At 54.9% G+C, this 15563-nt stretch carries 13 protein-coding genes and 1 tRNA gene; 8 read left to right on the top strand and 6 right to left on the bottom strand.

Annotated elements, in window-relative coordinates:
* The first annotated feature begins 187 nt into the window (after nt 1–187).
* The 5 genes from cydD to GOB86_RS03500 are packed head-to-tail and all read left to right on the top strand — an operon-like array spanning nt 188 to nt 6590.
* A complete protein-coding gene (gene cydD / locus GOB86_RS03520; protein WP_165991004.1) occupies nt 188–1849 on the top strand; it encodes a thiol reductant ABC exporter subunit CydD in 1662 nt (553 codons plus the stop codon).
* Nucleotides 1846–3591 (top strand): thiol reductant ABC exporter subunit CydC, encoded by a 1746-nt coding sequence (gene cydC / locus GOB86_RS03515; RefSeq protein ID WP_242012483.1) that lies wholly within the window; start codon nt 1846–1848, stop codon nt 3589–3591. The genes cydD and cydC overlap by 4 nt, the downstream gene beginning before the upstream one ends.
* Before the next feature lie 39 nt (nt 3592–3630).
* Nucleotides 3631–5226, top strand: a complete 1596-nt coding sequence (locus GOB86_RS03510; protein ID WP_165991003.1) for a cytochrome ubiquinol oxidase subunit I — start codon at nt 3631–3633, stop codon at nt 5224–5226.
* 15 nt (nt 5227–5241) lie between these two features.
* Complete coding sequence (gene cydB / locus GOB86_RS03505; protein WP_165991002.1) at nt 5242–6378, top strand: cytochrome d ubiquinol oxidase subunit II; 1137 nt, start codon at nt 5242–5244, stop codon at nt 6376–6378.
* Between the two features lie 14 nt (nt 6379–6392).
* Nucleotides 6393–6590, top strand: a complete 198-nt coding sequence (locus GOB86_RS03500; protein WP_165991001.1) for a hypothetical protein — start codon at nt 6393–6395, stop codon at nt 6588–6590.
* A 271-nt stretch (nt 6591–6861) separates the two neighbouring features.
* Here GOB86_RS03500 and GOB86_RS03495 read toward each other — a convergent pair whose 3' ends face one another.
* On the bottom strand, nt 6862–7593 hold the full coding sequence (locus GOB86_RS03495) for an SDR family NAD(P)-dependent oxidoreductase (RefSeq protein WP_165991000.1): 732 nt from the start codon (nt 7591–7593) through the stop codon (nt 6862–6864).
* A 32-nt stretch (nt 7594–7625) separates the two neighbouring features.
* Nucleotides 7626–8546: an N-acetyl-gamma-glutamyl-phosphate reductase gene (gene argC, locus GOB86_RS03490; protein WP_165990999.1), complete on the bottom strand. Its 921-nt coding sequence runs from the start codon at nt 8544–8546 to the stop codon at nt 7626–7628.
* 137 nt (nt 8547–8683) lie between these two features.
* Here argC and mazG point away from each other — a divergent pair, with 137 nt between their 5' ends.
* A complete protein-coding gene (gene mazG / locus GOB86_RS03485; RefSeq protein ID WP_165990998.1) occupies nt 8684–9595 on the top strand; it encodes a nucleoside triphosphate pyrophosphohydrolase in 912 nt (303 codons plus the stop codon).
* A 69-nt stretch (nt 9596–9664) separates the two neighbouring features.
* On the opposite strand, the gene htpG is transcribed toward mazG, so the two are convergent.
* On the bottom strand, nt 9665–11545 hold the full coding sequence (gene htpG / locus GOB86_RS03480) for a molecular chaperone HtpG (RefSeq protein WP_165990997.1): 1881 nt from the start codon (nt 11543–11545) through the stop codon (nt 9665–9667).
* A 138-nt stretch (nt 11546–11683) separates the two neighbouring features.
* Nucleotides 11684–12628 carry an N-formylglutamate amidohydrolase gene (locus GOB86_RS03475; RefSeq protein WP_165990996.1) on the bottom strand — a complete coding sequence of 315 codons (945 nt, stop codon included), beginning with the start codon at nt 12626–12628 and terminating at the stop codon, nt 11684–11686.
* Between the two features lie 66 nt (nt 12629–12694).
* Here GOB86_RS03475 and GOB86_RS03470 point away from each other — a divergent pair.
* A tRNA-Val gene (locus GOB86_RS03470) sits at nt 12695–12769 on the top strand.
* A 3-nt stretch (nt 12770–12772) separates the two neighbouring features.
* Here the strand turns inward: GOB86_RS03470 and GOB86_RS03465 are convergent.
* Nucleotides 12773–13939 (bottom strand): tyrosine-type recombinase/integrase, encoded by a 1167-nt coding sequence (locus GOB86_RS03465; protein ID WP_165990995.1) that lies wholly within the window; start codon nt 13937–13939, stop codon nt 12773–12775.
* Nucleotides 13940–14064: 125 nt separating this feature from the next.
* Here GOB86_RS03465 and GOB86_RS03460 point away from each other — a divergent pair, with 125 nt between their 5' ends.
* A complete protein-coding gene (locus GOB86_RS03460; RefSeq protein WP_165990994.1) occupies nt 14065–14214 on the top strand; it encodes a hypothetical protein in 150 nt (49 codons plus the stop codon).
* A 526-nt stretch (nt 14215–14740) separates the two neighbouring features.
* Here the strand turns inward: GOB86_RS03460 and GOB86_RS03455 are convergent.
* Nucleotides 14741–15010, bottom strand: coding sequence for a HigA family addiction module antitoxin (locus tag GOB86_RS03455; RefSeq protein ID WP_165990993.1), 270 nt, complete (start codon nt 15008–15010; stop codon nt 14741–14743).
* Nucleotides 15011–15563 lie beyond the last annotated feature (553 nt).

The raw sequence follows: 15563 nt of genomic DNA, 5'->3' as shown, positions 1-15563 counted from the left end.
AAATAATATCAAGTATGTGCAAATTTATTTTTGCATTTACATGTGATTTCTGATGTTGAGAAAATTCTTAACATCATATCTCTCTTGACGAAACTTACATGAAAATATAATTAAACATAATTATTAATTAAATAATGTAAGTATAGGGATCATGGAATCCACATCCGCCCAACCTCACGGCGTAGATATGACCAAGGGATTGGCCCGCATTGCGCGTGGCTGGTTGCTTGGTTCCGTGGTGGCGGGGGGTGTGTCGGCTGTTCTGCTGGTGTGCCAGTTTATTCTTCTGGCCCATGTGGTGGATGACATGGCTTTTCATGGGGCTGGGCTGACTGCGCAAAGGCATACGTTTGGGCTTATCCTTGCCTGCCTTGTGGGGCAGGTGGGGGCGCGTTTTGCATCCGACATTCTGGGCACACGGGCCGGGTTGCGGGTTGCCCGCCATGTTCAGTGGCAACTGCTGGCGCATCTGTTTGCTGCGGGGCCGGTAGTCTGCGCTGGTGTACCAGCGGGGGAGGTCGTCACCACCGTTACGGAGGGTGCGCAGGCGCTTGTGCCCTATTTTGCCCGATATGTGCCCTCTGCCGCCATGATGGTGGTTCTGCCGCTGCTTATTCTGGCAGTGGTGGCGGGGGTGGATGGATGGAGCTTTTTTGTTCTGGCATGTACCGGCCCGCTTGTGCCGGTATTTATGGCTTTTGTGGGCTATGGTGCTCAGGCTGTTATGGAGCGGCGGTGGCGTGAACTGTCCCTGCTTGGCGGCAGTTTTCTGGATGCGTTGCGGGGGCTGAAAACACTGCGGCTGTTCGGTCGTACGCAAGATAGCCTGGACCGTATTGCCTATCTGGCGGACGCGCATGGGCGGACAACCTTGTCTGTTATGAAGGTGGCGTTCCTGACCTCTGCGGCACTGGAGTTTTTCTCCAGCCTTTCCATTGCGCTGGTTGCAGTTGTTTTTGGCTCACGCCTGCTGGCGGGTACGGCGGATTTTCGGTCTGCTTTTCTGGTGCTGCTACTTGCTCCAGAGTATTTCATGCCCTTGCGCACATTCTCCGCCAGCTATCATGCCCGGCAGAATGCGCGTGCCGCCATGGACCGTATGGGCACCTTGTTTGCCTTGCCCGCTCTGGCGCGGCGCTATGGTGCACAAACGGCATATGCAGGTGGTGTGGCCCAGAGCCTGACCTGCACAGGGTTGGACGTGCATAGCCCCGACGGTACCCCCATTTTGCAGGATGTAACCTGCCATTTTACCCGGAACCGCCTAACGGTCGTAACCGGGGTAAGTGGTGCGGGTAAAACCACACTGCTCAATACCCTATTGGGTTTTTTGCAGCCGACGGCTGGCAGGCTGGACGCTTGCGATGCATCCGGGCGGTCCATACCGCTGGACTGCCTGCGCATGGCCTGGGTTCCACAACGCCCGCTTATGGTTTTTGGAACCGTAGCGGACAACCTGCGGCTTGGCATGCCCGGAGTGGATGACCAGAAGTTGCGGCAGGCTGCGGAAACAGCCGATGCGCTAGGTTTTATCGAGGCGCTGCCTTGCGGGTTTGATACGCATATAGGCGAGCGGGGTAGCAGCCTGTCTGGTGGGCAGGTGCGCCGTCTGGCTCTGGCGCGGGCACTACTACAAAACCCGGATGTTCTGGTGCTCGATGAGCCCACGGCTGGTCTGGACGTGGCCAGTGCCATGCATGTGGCCAATGCCATCCGTCGTTGTGCTGTGGGGCGCATTGTTGTGGTCGCAACCCACAGGCAGGCATTGGCTGCTCTGGCCGATGTGCTGGTGCATGTGGCTGACGGCACGGTGGAAATGCTGCCCACACAAAAGGAGACCGTAGCATGACCATGCCACAAAATCCTTTGGGTGGCACCCACGTGTTGAACGGTGCGCGCGGGTTTTTCCGCCTTGCGGAGGGCTTGCGCTGGCGCCTGGCCCTTGGTGTGGGGCTTGCCAGTGCTGCGGCTCTGGCAAGCTTTGGTCTGCTTGTACTGTCGGGATGGCTGTTGGCCGGAGCGGCCGTTGCGGGGCTTGGGGGACAGGCTGCCGCGCGAGCGTTCAATATTATGCTGCCAGCAACGGGGGTGCGTTTTTTTGCTCTGGTGCGCATTTTGGCCCGGTATCTGGAGCGGGTCGTGGCGCATGATGGTGCGCTCCGTCTGGGGGGGCGTTTACGTGGGTGGGTTTATGCGCGCCTTGCGCCACTTGCTCCTGCCGGGCTGACCAGTATGCAGGGGGGAGATCTGCTGGGGCGTTTTGTCTCGGATACAGACCGGGTTGCTGCGTATTATACGGATGTGGCTCTCCCTTTTTGCCGGGCACTGCTCTGTAGTGTGGTTTTTGTTGGGGTGTTCGCCTGTGTTCTGCTCTCCGCAGCGCTCGCTCTGGCCGTAGGGTTGCTGCTCGGTGGTGTGCTGGTGCCGTTAGTGGTCGGCCCCGCCATGGACCGGCTGGTGCGCCTGGCCGCGGAAAAGCAAAGTTATGTTCAGGTGGAACTGGCACAAACACTCCAGAATATGGGGGAATACCTGCTGTGGGATGGAGCCAGAAGCCGGACCAGACACTGGCATGCCCAGCAGGCGGTTGTGGATGGTGCCCGCTGGAAGCTCGATGCACTGGAAAGTGCCGCGCGTGGCCTGATAGGTATGATAACATTTGTAACGGTTCTGGGTGTGCTGGTTCTGGCCGCCAGCGCCTGTCAGGCCGGGCAATTGCATGTTGCGGAAATTCCCATGCTAGTGCTGGGAGTTCTGGCTGCGTTTGATGTGGCGGTGCCGCTGCCTATGGCGCGACAGGCTGGGGCAGAGGCAAGGTTTGCGCTTACGCGGCTGGAGACATCAAGCGCTCCTGCTCCTGCTCCTGCTCCTGTTGCTGTGGTGGGGGAGGCACACAAGCCACATGCACCGTATGATCTGGAAGTGCAGGGGATTAGTTTTGCATACCCCAACACCATTACGCCTGTTTTTCAAAACGCTAGCCTGACCATCCGGCAGGGGGAACATGTGGCGCTGGTCGGGCCATCCGGTATTGGTAAAAGCAGCCTGATCAACCTGCTGTTTGGTTTTTATGCGCCCCATAGTGGCTGCATATGTTTTGGCGGCGTGGACGTAAGCACGTTGCGGGCGGAAGACATGGCGGCATTTATTAGTGTTGCCACACAGGACTTTCATCTGTTCGCAGGCACATTGCGCGACAACCTGCTGCTCGCGGCACCCCAGGCAACAGATCAGGAACTTGCGGATGTGTTGGAGGCAGCACAACTGACAAAATTTATTCAGTCTTTACCACAAGGTTTGCAAACATGGGTTGGTAATGACGGTCTGCGTCTTTCTGGTGGGCAGGCGCGCAGGGTGGCCGTGGCTCAGGCTCTGTTGCGCGGAACCCCATGGCTGGTTCTGGATGAACCAACCGAAGGACTGGATGCCCCTCTTGAACAGGCCCTTATGGCAGCGTTGGTGCGGCGTGGCACCCGGACAACCATTTTGTGTATGACCCACCGTCAGGCGGTGCTGCCGTTCATGCACAGGGTTGTCAGGGTAGAGGATGCCTGTTTTCGCCCCGGAGGAGGGAGCGACATGAAGAACTGAAAGTGAAAAACACTTTTATTCTGTAATAAGGTTAAGAAAATGGACTTGATTAATCCTGCGGTCGTTGACCTTTCACGCTTTCAGTTTGCGTTGACGGCTCTTTACCACTTCATGTTTGTCCCCCTGACGTTGGGACTGACCTTTATGCTGGCCGCCATGGAAACGGTGTACGTTGTGACCGGCAAGCAGATCTACAAGGATATGGCCCTGTTCTGGGGTAAGCTGTTTGGCATAAACTTTGCTCTGGGCGTGGCAACAGGCCTGACCATGGAGTTTGAGTTCGGCACCAATTGGTCCATGTATTCCCGCTTTTTTGGCGATATGTTTGGAACACCTCTGGCCATAGAGGGGCTTATGGCGTTCTTTATGGAATCTACCTTTGTGGGGCTTATGTTTTTTGGTTGGGACCGTCTGAGTAAGCCCGGGCATCTGGCCATTACCTATCTGGTTGCACTTGGTTCCAACCTGTCTGCCTTGTGGATTCTGGTCGCCAATGCCAGCATGAACATGCCCAACGGTGCGCACTTTGACCCAGAAACCCTGCGTATGACGTTTGATAGTTTTGTCGGCGTTGTTTTCAACCCCGATGCGCAGGCCAAGTTTGTGCATACATCGGTTGCAGGGTATGTGGCCGCGTCCATGTTTGTCATGGGGATTAGTGCGTTCTACCTGTTGCGCAAACAGCACCGAGAGTTTGCCGCGCGATCATTCCGTATGGCCGCCCTGTTTGGTATTTTTTCTACCGTTGCGGTTATTACGCTGGGCGATGTGCTGGGGCGGCTGGACTATGAGCACCAGCCAACCAAGATCGCGGCCATAGAGGGGCTGTGGCACACAAGTAAACCCCCATATGAGCCATGGATTGTGGCCGCCCTGCCCAATGATGCAAAGCAGGAAAGTTCGTATGAAATTGGGGTACCCTTTGTGCTCACTCCCCTGATTACGCACAGCTTTGACACCCCCATTACCGGCATGATCGAACTGGAAGAGGCCGCCGCTCCCCGTATTGCCTCTGGCATTACAGCCGTTAGCGCTTTGCGGCGCTACGAGGAAAACCATCAGGCCGCTGATCTGGAGCTCTTCCGTGCCCATCAGGATGATATGGGTTTTGGCCTGCTGGCGACCCGCCATGCGCCCAATCAGGACGTAACCGCCATAGAGCCCGAGCAGCTCCAGAATGTTATTGAGCAGACAAAACCCGATATTCTGCCAAATGTTTTTGTAACATTCTGGTCGTTCCGCCTTATGGTATTTTTGGGAATGTTCTTTTTCGTGCTGTTCGCAATGGCCTCCTACCTGAGCCTGAAGAACCAACTGGAGCGTAACCGCCTGTTCCTCAAACTGTGTATGTGGTCCATTCCCCTGCCGGTTCTGGCCACTGAGTTTGGCTGGATTACGGCCGAGGCCGGTCGGCAGCCATGGACCGTGTTTGACCGCCTGCCAACCTTCATGTCCGCTTCCACGCATGGCGTGTCCTACATGCTGTTCTCGCTGGCCGGGTTTACTGTGCTTTACAGCATATTTATCGCGGTCGAACTTTATCTGATGTTCAAGTTCGCCCGACTGGGGCCGGAGGCGCATGCTCCGCATGATGACCATGCAGACCCCGCGCACCTGTCCGTTGTGGCGCACTAAGGAGGCTCTAGCATCATGGATATTTACGTTGTTCTCAAGCTTGTTTGGGCTGGCCTTTTGTGTGTGTTGCTGATCGGGCTTGGCCTGATGGTCGGTATGGATATGGGGGTAGGCACCCTGCTTCGCTTTGTGGGGCGGACAGATGGTGAGCGCCGCACGGCACTCAACATTATCGGCCCGCATTGGGATGGTAATCAGGTCTGGTTTATTCTGGGGGGCGGTGCAATTTTTGCTGCGTTTCCTACCCTGTATGCCACATCCTTTTCCGTGTTTTATGTGGTTATGATCCTGCTGCTGTTCAGCATGATCCTGCGGCCAGTGGCGTTTGAATACCGCTCCAAGGTGGATGCCCGTCTGTGGCGCGCCAGTTGGGACTGGGTTTTTCTGCTTTCGGGCTTTTTACCCATGTTTGTGTATGGCGCAGCCTTTGGTAATATTCTGCAAGGTGTGGGTTACCATTTTAACTGGACCGGGCAGTATTTTCAGGATGGCTCGTTCCTTGCTTATCTGCTGAACCCCTTTGCCATTCTGTGTGGCCTCATGGCTGTCAGCCTGAGTGTTATGCAAGGGGGTGTCATGCTTATGATCCGTTCGGACAACCCTATTCATGACCGTGCGCGGCGCTATGCCAGCCGTGCAGGCGTTCTGGCCGTTGTTCTGTTTCTGGCCGGTGGCGTATGGGTCCGGGGTATCCGGGGTTTTGTGCTGGAGCAGGGCGATCCCGCCATGCCAGCAAACCCCATGCAAGGACAACACGTAAGCATGCAGGTGGGAGCATGGTTGAATAACTATGCAGCCCATCCCGCCTTATGGCTTCTGCCAGTAATGGGTGTTGTGTCCATGCTTGCAGGCGTGGCCCTTGTTCTGGCCAATAGGCCCCGCGTGGCGTGGTGGACGGGGCTTGGCGCATGGGTCGGCACCATTGGCACGGTTGCTGCCTCCATGTTCCCGTTTTTTATGCCATCCACAACACGGCCGGATCAGAGCCTGACAATATGGAACAGTTCCGCCAGCCAGTACGGCCTGACCTGTATGCTGGCCGTGGCCACGATCTTTGTGCCGCTTATCCTATGTTACACATCGTGGTGCTATTACGTGATGCGTGGAAAAGTACATACGGCGGACATCATCAAAGATACGCATAGTTACTGAAAAGGAGAGAGCATATGATCATATTGCTGCGTTTTGCGGGGCTGGGTCTGGCTCTGGTGGTGGCCCTTCTGTTTGCTGTTTTTGTAGGGGATCAGGGGCCGTGGTACTTTGCGTGGGCGGTTGGCACGGTCATGATTATTCTGGTCGCAGCCGCAGGAGCCGTTCTGTTTGATGCACAGGTAGAACAGTATACGCCAGAAGGGGAGTTCTGAGCATGATGGGGGATCTGGAAGCAATTATATTTTTTGTGCCGTTTTTGTATTTATCGTTTTATATTATAGCTTTTTCTGTTATAAAGAAGATGTTTCCCTAGCCTGTAATTCTAACGTCAGGGAAGTCTCACAAAGGAACAGCCTGCATGCCACTGGTATGCAGGCTGTTTTGTCTTGTGCGTACATAAAAACCCCCGGTCATGTTCTGAACATGACCGGGGGTTTTTAAAAGCATTATTCCTTCAAAGGGTCTGAGGAATAATGGTCAGCTTCAGGCTTCCAGACCGCCATCAACAGGCAGGGCTGCACCGGTAATGTAAGAGGCTTTGGGGCTGGCCAAAAAAGCCGCCATGGCGGCAATGTCATCCACCGTGCCGTAAGTGCCTGTTGCCACAAAGCTGCTGATCAGGGCTGCACCTTCACCATCTTCGGGGTTCATATCCGTATGGATCGGGCCGGGTTCGATCACGTTGGCCGTAATGCCTCGGCTGCCCAGATCACGCGCAACGCCTTTGGCAAAACCACGCAGGGCGGCCTTGGTGGCGGCATAGAGCGAAATGCCGGGGAAGGGAGCCCGTGCGCCAAAAGCGGAACCAATGTAGATGATCCGCCCGCCGTCCTTCATGTGTTTTACGGCTTCCATGGTTTCCACCATAACGGCCCGCACGTTCAGGTTCAGAATGTTTTCAATCTGGGCGACCGTCATTTCGTCAATCGGGCCGTAGGGGTAGGTGCCTGCGTTGCAGACCAGCGCGTCAATCCGGCCAAAAGCGATCATGGTTTCGGCAATAACTTCGCGGTTGCCTTCGACCGATGCGCCGTTAGCCTTGATGGTCAACGCCTTGCGCCCAAGACCACGGATTTTTTCAGCAACTTTTTCCGCAGCACCCGAACTGCTGGAATAGGAAATGGCAATATCATATCCGTCTTTTGCCAGAGCTTCTGCAATGGCGGCTCCAATGCCCCGGCTACCGCCGGTTACAATAGCAACTCGATTGCTCATGATATCAAAACCTTTCAAAATTTAACCTGTTATCAGGCGTCGTTCAAACTCAGCATCAGGCTGATGTTCTGCAATGCAGCGCCCGAGGCACCCTTGCCCAGATTATCCAGGCGGGCACTCAGCAGGGCTTGTCTGGTCTGCGCTGTGGCATGCACGCGCAGTTCCATTCTGTCGCTCCCTGCCAGGGCTTCGGCAGAGAGTTTGGGCTCGTGCGGCATAACCCGCACATGCTCCTGTCCGGCATAGTGGTCTTGCAGAATGGTGTGCAAATCACTCCCGGTAATGTGGCCTTGCAGGTCATCAAGGTGCAGAGGGATGGAGACGATCATCCCACGGGCAAAATGTCCGACCGAGGGTACAAAAACCGGGCGGCGCGCAAGGCCTGCATGTTGGTGAATTTCGGGCACATGTTTGTGCTCAAGGCTCAGGCCATACAGTTCAAACGCAGGCCCGCCTTCGCGTTCATGCGCTTCGATCATGCTGCGCCCACCCCCTGTGTAGCCACTCACCGCGTTAATGCACACGGGGTATCGGGCATCCAGAACGCCTGCATCAATTAACGGGCGGAGCAGGGCGATCGCACCGGTCGGGTAGCACCCGGGGTTGGACACGCGCAGGGCGCTGGCAATGGCCCGGTCCTGCCCTTTGGCCAGTTCCGGAAAGCCATAAACCCATGTGGGATCGGTGCGGAAGGCCGTACTGGCATCCAATAGGCGGGGGGTGGCATCACCCAGTGTTGCGGCCATGTCCACCGCCTCGCGGGAGGCATCGTCGGGTAGGCACAGAACGACCAGATCGGCCGCGGCCATGGCGTCCTTGCGGGCGACCGGGTCCTTGCGCCGGGCAGGGTCGATTGAAAACAGCGTAACAGGCAGGGCCGAAAGCCGCTCGCGGATTTCCAGCCCGGTCGTGCCTGCTTCGCCATCAATAAAGATAACGGGTTTCTGTGTCATGCCTTCCTCTTCTGATTCTGGCGGTAGGTTAGGCTTTATGCCCGCAGGCGCATAGACGCGGTACAGGATTATGGCACAATGTTTAACACATAAAGACCCCGCACCCGCGTGACCGGCCACCAGAACAGGCAAATACCATGACCAATATAGCCCCCCCCACCGCAGCCTCCGCCACGGCTTTGGCGCAGAACAGGCAGAATGCCGCGCAAAACCTTGAGCGTCTGCTGGCTCTTATGGCGCGTTTGCGCGATCCGGAGGAAGGTTGCCCGTGGGATAGGGAGCAAACGCACCAGACCATAGCCCCCTATGCCATAGAAGAAGCCTATGAGGTGCTGGACGCTATTGAGCGGCAGGACTGGCAGGCTTTCCCCGATGAATTGGGCGATCTTTTGTTGCAGGTTGTCTATCAGGCCCAACTGGCGGAGGAGCAGGGGCGCTTTGCCTTTGCCGATGTTGCCCGGATTGTGACGGAAAAAATGATCCGCAGGCACCCGCATGTGACTTTTGGCAAGGATGTTCTGGGGGAGGTCAGACAACCCTCTTCCGCTGGGCCCAGTGCATCGGCCAGCGCCATGCCGGGGCAATGGGAGGCCATTAAGGAGCAGGAGCGCAAGCGCTTGGCGCAGGTGGGGGGAGTGGACGTGCCACGCCCCGGCGCGCTGGCGGGTGTGCCACCTGTTCTGCCAGCTTTGCTCCGGGCCTCCAAATTGGCGTCCCGCGCGGCGCGGGTTGGGTTTGACTGGCCAGATGTTGAAGGTGTTCTGGCGAAAGTGCATGAGGAAATAGAAGAGTTTTCGGTGGAGATGCAAAAAGGCGATCGTGAGAAAATGTGTGACGAACTGGGCGATGTCCTGTTTTCCGTCGCCAGTCTTGCGCGTCGCCTGAAGCTGGACCCCGAGGCCTGTCTGCGTCAGGCATGTGACAAGTTCACCCGCCGGTTCGAGGCGGTGGAAGTCCGTCTGGCTCAGGACGGACTGAGTATGCAAGATCAGAGCGTGGATAAGCTGGATGCGTTGTGGAACGCTGTAAAACAGACTGAAAAACGCTGAAAGAAAAACGGCTGGAGGGATACTCCAGCCGTTCGGTTCTGCCTGAGGTGAGGAGAGTTACCCTAGGGTTTACTGTGCGTTGGTGGTCAGCGCGCCACCGGCCAGATAATTCATAATCCGGTGAGAAAATGCGTTAACATCCTTGGGTGTTTCACCATTCTGGATGCTGGCCACATCAAGTAAAATGTGGGCCAGTTCATCAATCGTATCTCCAGCCTGCACTTTTTGCGCCAGCGTGTGGATAATCGGGTGCGCGGGGTTAAGTTCCAGTACAGGTGTTACGTCCGGTATGTCCTGCCCGCTGCGCTGCATGAGCTTGCGTAGTTGCAGGTCCGGCCCGCCTTCTGGCGCGCTGAGAACCATGGCGCTGGAGACCAGACGGTCCGTTGCGCGGATATCGGATACAGCATCCCCCAATGCGGTTTTCAGGGCTGGCAGCAATGCGTCCATGTCCGCTTTTTCGGCGGCATTGGCCTCGGGTGCGCCAAATTTTTCAAGGTCATTCAGGCCCTGAGCAACATTGCGCAGGCTTTTACCCTCATACGTGCCAAGGCGTTCGGGCCAGAAGGAATCCACCGGGTCGGACAGGAGCAGGACTTCCACCCCACGGGCTTTGAAGCCTTCAATCTGGGGGGAAGCCCCCAGCACGTCCACGTTATCGCCCGTTACGTAGTAAATGGCGTCCTGCTCCGGCTTCATGCGGGTTATGTAGTCGTCCAGAGAGGTCAGGCCCTCCACCGCGCTGGAACGGAAGCGGCTCAGGGCTGCAACATCGGTTTTGTAGGTGGGGTCGTCCCACATTCCTTCTTTGAACACGGGGCCAAAACTGTCCCAGAAGGTGGCGTAGTTTTCTGCTTCCTTGGCGCGGGTTTTCAGCTCATTCATGACCTTGGTGGTCACGGCTTTGCGGATGCGGGCCAGCACGGGAGTTGCCTGCAACATCTCGCGCGAGACATTGAGCGGCAGGTCCTCCGTATCCACCACACCTTGGACAAAACGCAGCCATGGCGGCAGGATTTGTGCATCGTCGGTAATGAACATGCGGCGGACATGCAGGCGTACCTTGCTCTCACGCATCTGCTCGCCAAATTCGAACGGGCGGGTTGAGGGAATGAACAGCAGGGCGGAAAACTCCATTGTGCCTTCCGCGCGCCAGTGCAGTGTATCCCACGGTTTGTCAAAGTTGTGGGTTATATGGCGGTAGAATTCCTCAAGCTGTTCTTCCGTTACGTCATTGCGGGACTTGCGCCACAGGGCCGTACCTTCGTTTGCGGCTTCTTCCTTGCCCTCACGCATAATGGTAACGGGCCATGCAATATGGTCCGACCATTTGCGAATAATGGCCTGCAAACGCCACGGGTCCAGAAATTCATCCGCGTCGGATTTGATGTGCAGCGTAATGTCCGTGCCTGCTTTTTCCCGCGTTGCGGGTTCTAGCGTGTAAGCCCCTTTACCATCGGATGACCAGCGCCATGCCTCATCAGATCCTGCCCGGCGGGAGACGACATCCACTTTGTCCGCCACCATGAAGGCCGCGTAAAAACCAACCCCAAACTGGCCGATCAGGCTGGGGCGGTCTTCGGGTTTGGCTGTTTCCAGCTTCTGGCCAAAGGCGCGGGTGCCGGAGCGGGCAATGGTGCCAAGGTTGGCAACCAGTTCGTCCCGGCTCATGCCCGACCCGTCATCGCTGATTGTCAGCAGGCGGGCGTCCTTGTCAGGGTTGATGCTGATTTTGGCGTTTTCGGGCAGGGCCTGCGCGCCATCTGTCAGGGCTTCAAAACGGCGGCGGTCGGTGGCGTCCGCTGAGTTGGCGACCAGTTCGCGCAGAAAAATTTCACGCTCGGAGTAGAGCGAATGCACAACCAGATCGAGCAGCCGCCCGACTTCCGCGCTGAATTCACGCGTTTCACTTCCCGGATGTGCCGTGGCGTTTGGGGCTGCTTCTGTCATGCTGCTGGTCCTGTCAGTTACTATAAAATCTGCTTGTGGGCAGTATATGCCATACACGTCGTGGTCGTGCATCCCTGCCTGTTATGGTTCAACAGATGTGGTGGAGTGGACCTGTTTTCAATATCTGCAACGGGCATGTCAGCCAGAAAAGTGCGTTGTGTTTTTCTGGCTGGGAAAATGGGCCAGAACCTGCTCGACCAGAATACTCAGCGCATCGGACAGAGGAGCAAATCCTTCGTGTGTGGTGCGCGTGGTTTCGTCCATATACAGGCCGCGCCGCATTTCTATTTGCAGGGCATGCATGTTGTTGGTGGGGCGTCCGTAATGGCGGGTAATGTAACCGCCTGCGTAAGGGTGGTTGCGAGCGGTTTTAAACCCCAGTCCCTGTAGGGTCTGCTCTGCAAGGTTGGTCAGGCGTTGTGTGCAGGATGTGCCGTAACGGTCCCCCAGCACAAAGTCGGGCGAGCCCGCCTGTGGCGCATCGGGCATGGAGTGCAGGTCCAGCAGAAGGCAAAAACCGTGCTGCGCATGGGCTGCTTCCAGCAGATCGGCCAGAGCCGCGTGGTAGGGCATCCAGTAATGGCGTATGCGCAGGGCCGCTTCCATAAAAGGGAGACGCTGCCTGTAAATAGGGCGGCGGTCGGCGACAATGCGGGGGATGGACCCCAGCCCCGCCAGCCCCCGGTCGGAGGGCGCCACAAAAGATGGAATGGCCCCGTGGAACATGCGGCTATCCAGGTCCCATGCCGCGCGGTTTACATCGCAGAACACGCGGGGAAAAGTGGCCTGAAGCAACGGAGGGCCCAGACTATGCGCCCCCTGTGCAAGCTCTTCGACGAAACTATCTTCGCCACTGCGAAGAATATCCAGCGGTTGGCGGGCGATGCGCACAAAGGCTTCGGGGTAAAAATGCCCTGAATGGGGAGATGCCAGCACAACGGGGCCGGCAGCAGGTGTGCCGGAGACCAGAACCGGGGCTGGAGCGGCCTGCCTGTCGGGTGTGTTCTCCCTGTGCGTTTCCTGCTGAAGCTGAAAAAAACGCTTCAAGCTGGGGGGAAACAGAGAGGACGCAAAATTTTTCATATTCCCACTATTGTGGGCTTGCGCTTGCAAGGCAAGGAGGATAAAAGGCCCACACACATCAGGAATGGGCGCATAGCTCAGCGGTAGAGCACTACCTTGACATGGTAGGGGTCACAGGTTCAATCCCTGTTGCGCCCACCATTCCTAGAGTGGCAGAAAACCAAGGTTTTCTGAGGCATCAGCAGTTGGCTCCTTACCTTCTGCATGATCGTCTAGCACGCGAATAGCACGCATATTGAGATTTACCATCGACTGGGTTGCAGCCCGGTCGATGGCGCTTGCGATTTCGTCAATAACCCTTCTGGCGTTGGTAAGATAGTCCGGTCCGACATGGACATAGCGTTCAGTTGTGCGGAGATTCGGCATGGAGTGACCCAGCAAGGTCGCAACCTCCATCGCAGGCACCCCACGGGTTATAAGCTCGGTCGCCATTGTGTGGCGAATTGTGTAGGGGACAATCTCCTCTGGTAGTCCGGCATTACGGCGCACAGCCCGCCAAGTTTTATTGATCTTGGCAATTGGTTTGCCATGATAGGTGATAAGGGAACCTGGTCCAGCCGCTTCAATGATTGGGCGAAGGAAATGTGCCATTGGTACACGTGGCCGTCGTTTTTTGGTCCGTTCGCGTCCGGGAGAATTGAGATCAATAATCCCATGAGTAAGGTCGCATTGCTCGCGTGTCAGCTGTAAGAGCGCTTCTGGTCGAGAGACTGTGCCAATCAGTAAAGCGACAAATACCCGCATGTGTGGGGGCATTTCGGCATCCCATAGTTGCGCCATTTCTTGTATCGTCATGATGCGTTGCCTCCCTTCCCCTTCAGGGGGCAAGGTAATTGGCATTTGTTTGTCTATCTCCCCATTTTTCCATGACCAGTTTAGAGCTGCTGCTGCGATACCCATCACTCTACGAGTGTAACCAGTAGATAAGCCATTTTTTTGCAGATGTGCCGCTACGCGTTTCTGCTCTACGAGCGTGTAATCCGAGACACAAAGGCCAGGAGTTATGGCGTCAAGTACTAACTCCAGAGCGCGTCGGTTCGGGCCAGAGCTGCGCGTGCTCTGCGAATGCTGAGAATAATACCGCAGAAAAACGGAGGCAATTGTCGTGTCCACCGCTGGTTCATTGCGTCGATGGGCGTTTTGAGTGACAAATGCAGCCAGCTTTATTTGGGCTTCCTGAAAAACTGTTGTGCCAAGAGATGCTCGCTTTGTCTGTCTGGTATGGGAGTCATACCAGCACACGTACCATGCATCCGAGTTGGGGCGTTTTCCAAGGAAGTGTTTCCCAATTCGGAAGATATGGTCGGGCATCGTTCATTTCTCAGCAAATAATCAGAAATATGAGTTTGTGTGTAGCGCACACGAAAACGAATTTTTAGATAGCCAATGCGACCATCTAATCTTTCTCGTCGTAAAGTGGAGATGGAAATGCCAAGATGAGCAGCGGCATCTCTTTCAGTAAAATAAAACATCCTCATCTAGTAAGCCTTACTAGTATGGAAAAAGATATATACATGGAAGGAGATAGTAGATCAGAAAAGAAATCTGGAGCTGCTATCAAAAATAAAATTCTTATTGCGGCATAAATTTTCTGATGACATTTTATTTTCTCCGTATCAAACAGCCCGTTCCATGGTTGAAATACCAGCTTAACCTAGGTACTATACTAACCAAGATGTCGGATCGCTTGAGTGGTTGTCAGCGGTTCGTCGGGGTTAAGTGCTTCTAACACTGAACTCCAACGGAAAAGGTCGTCATGTTTATGACGGCCTTTTTTGTTTCAATCAAGGTATTATTTTAAAAAAATGGAATAATCTATTTATATGATTTATATTTTTAATTATAGGTTTACCTCAACCGCTAATGAGCGGACCAATTAGATCCATAATTTATGAAGTGTTTATTTCATATAACAGTGCTTATATTTCCGGATAATTTTGTGTTCATAGATGATCATGTTTGAAGTTTTTAGATAGAACATTTTTCCCATAATCAGAGCATGCAGAACTATACGGCACAGTTCATTGATATAATGAGAGGCAGAGATTTAGCGGCTAAATTTTCAACGGTTTAGGGTTGCGAAAGACCTTATCGTGAATTTCATCAGAAGTACTAGATATCTCCAGCATTTATATGATGCCATTCATCATAAGCCGATTGCATTCTGTTCCAAAGGGTGGGGCCATTGCCGCAGAGCTTGCCAATACGAACAGCAACAACGGGACTGATCGGCTTGCTCTCTGACAAAACATCATGAAGGTGTTGACGGGAAATACCGAGTAACGCCGCAATTTCGCCTTTCGTTTTGCCAAGGGCCGGAAGGACGTCTTCCCGCAGTATTTCGCCTGGGTGTGTAGGACAGCGGTTAGGGGCGGGCCTCATCGAGTGCTCCTGATTGTTTTGTTGGATGTCGATAATAAAAGCATCTTGTGATGAAGATCAAAAGTGATGTGTGATTCTATCCGCATACACTGAAGATCATGACGGCTCATTGACTATTTTTTGCCCTTAGTGGGGGCGAGATTTAGTGTCTCAGTTTTAGCGGCTAAATCTTTTCTAGCGTTTTACGGCGGTAGCCGATGCTCCGCAGGACAAGACCCCGTTGAGCGTTTGCGCGAATAAGGGTGTGGTGTGGACCCTCGGCTTGCCGTGGGTCCACACCACCTGTCTTGCCCAGCCTTAAGGCTGTTTTTAAAGCCATTTAACGATCCTGAACTCGGGCAAAACCGATAAAAACCTGCGTTTATCGAAATTTTGTGCAAAAAAAGACCAGCAAAAGCCGCGTTTATCCGTCAAAGCAGCACATAATGACGCATACAAAGTTAGTGTCTGACCGAAAATGAGTTGAGTGATTTCAGTGGATTATGATTCATGGGTTTGCGATAACCTGATGAGATCAAGATGGCCTGGACTGAAATCACCCGCGCGCAGTATC

The sequence above is a fragment of the Acetobacter lambici genome (assembly GCF_011516885.1).
In the GTDB taxonomy this organism is placed as follows: Bacteria; Pseudomonadota; Alphaproteobacteria; order Acetobacterales; family Acetobacteraceae; genus Acetobacter; species Acetobacter lambici.
The sequence above is the reverse complement of the archived record's forward strand: the minus strand, read 5'-3'. Positions and strand labels throughout refer to the sequence as shown.

Bases quoted from the DNA above. Each gene is read 5' to 3' on its own strand.
- cydD (WP_165991004.1), top strand. From the start codon at position 188: ATGACCAAGGGATTGGCCCGCATTGCGCGTGGCTGGTTGCTTGGTTCC.
- cydC (WP_242012483.1), top strand. From the start codon at position 1,846: ATGACCATGCCACAAAATCCTTTGGGTGGCACCCACGTGTTGAACGGT.
- GOB86_RS03510 (WP_165991003.1), top strand. From the start codon at position 3,631: ATGGACTTGATTAATCCTGCGGTCGTTGACCTTTCACGCTTTCAGTTT.
- cydB (WP_165991002.1), top strand. From the start codon at position 5,242: ATGGATATTTACGTTGTTCTCAAGCTTGTTTGGGCTGGCCTTTTGTGT.
- GOB86_RS03500 (WP_165991001.1), top strand. From the start codon at position 6,393: ATGATCATATTGCTGCGTTTTGCGGGGCTGGGTCTGGCTCTGGTGGTG.
- GOB86_RS03495 (WP_165991000.1), bottom strand. From the start codon at position 7,593: ATGAGCAATCGAGTTGCTATTGTAACCGGCGGTAGCCGGGGCATTGGA.
- argC (WP_165990999.1), bottom strand. From the start codon at position 8,546: ATGACACAGAAACCCGTTATCTTTATTGATGGCGAAGCAGGCACGACC.
- mazG (WP_165990998.1), top strand. From the start codon at position 8,684: ATGACCAATATAGCCCCCCCCACCGCAGCCTCCGCCACGGCTTTGGCG.
- htpG (WP_165990997.1), bottom strand. From the start codon at position 11,545: ATGACAGAAGCAGCCCCAAACGCCACGGCACATCCGGGAAGTGAAACG.
- GOB86_RS03475 (WP_165990996.1), bottom strand. From the start codon at position 12,628: ATGAAAAATTTTGCGTCCTCTCTGTTTCCCCCCAGCTTGAAGCGTTTT.
- GOB86_RS03465 (WP_165990995.1), bottom strand. From the start codon at position 13,939: ATGCCCGACCATATCTTCCGAATTGGGAAACACTTCCTTGGAAAACGC.
- GOB86_RS03460 (WP_165990994.1), top strand. From the start codon at position 14,065: ATGAGCAGCGGCATCTCTTTCAGTAAAATAAAACATCCTCATCTAGTA.
- GOB86_RS03455 (WP_165990993.1), bottom strand. From the start codon at position 15,010: ATGAGGCCCGCCCCTAACCGCTGTCCTACACACCCAGGCGAAATACTG.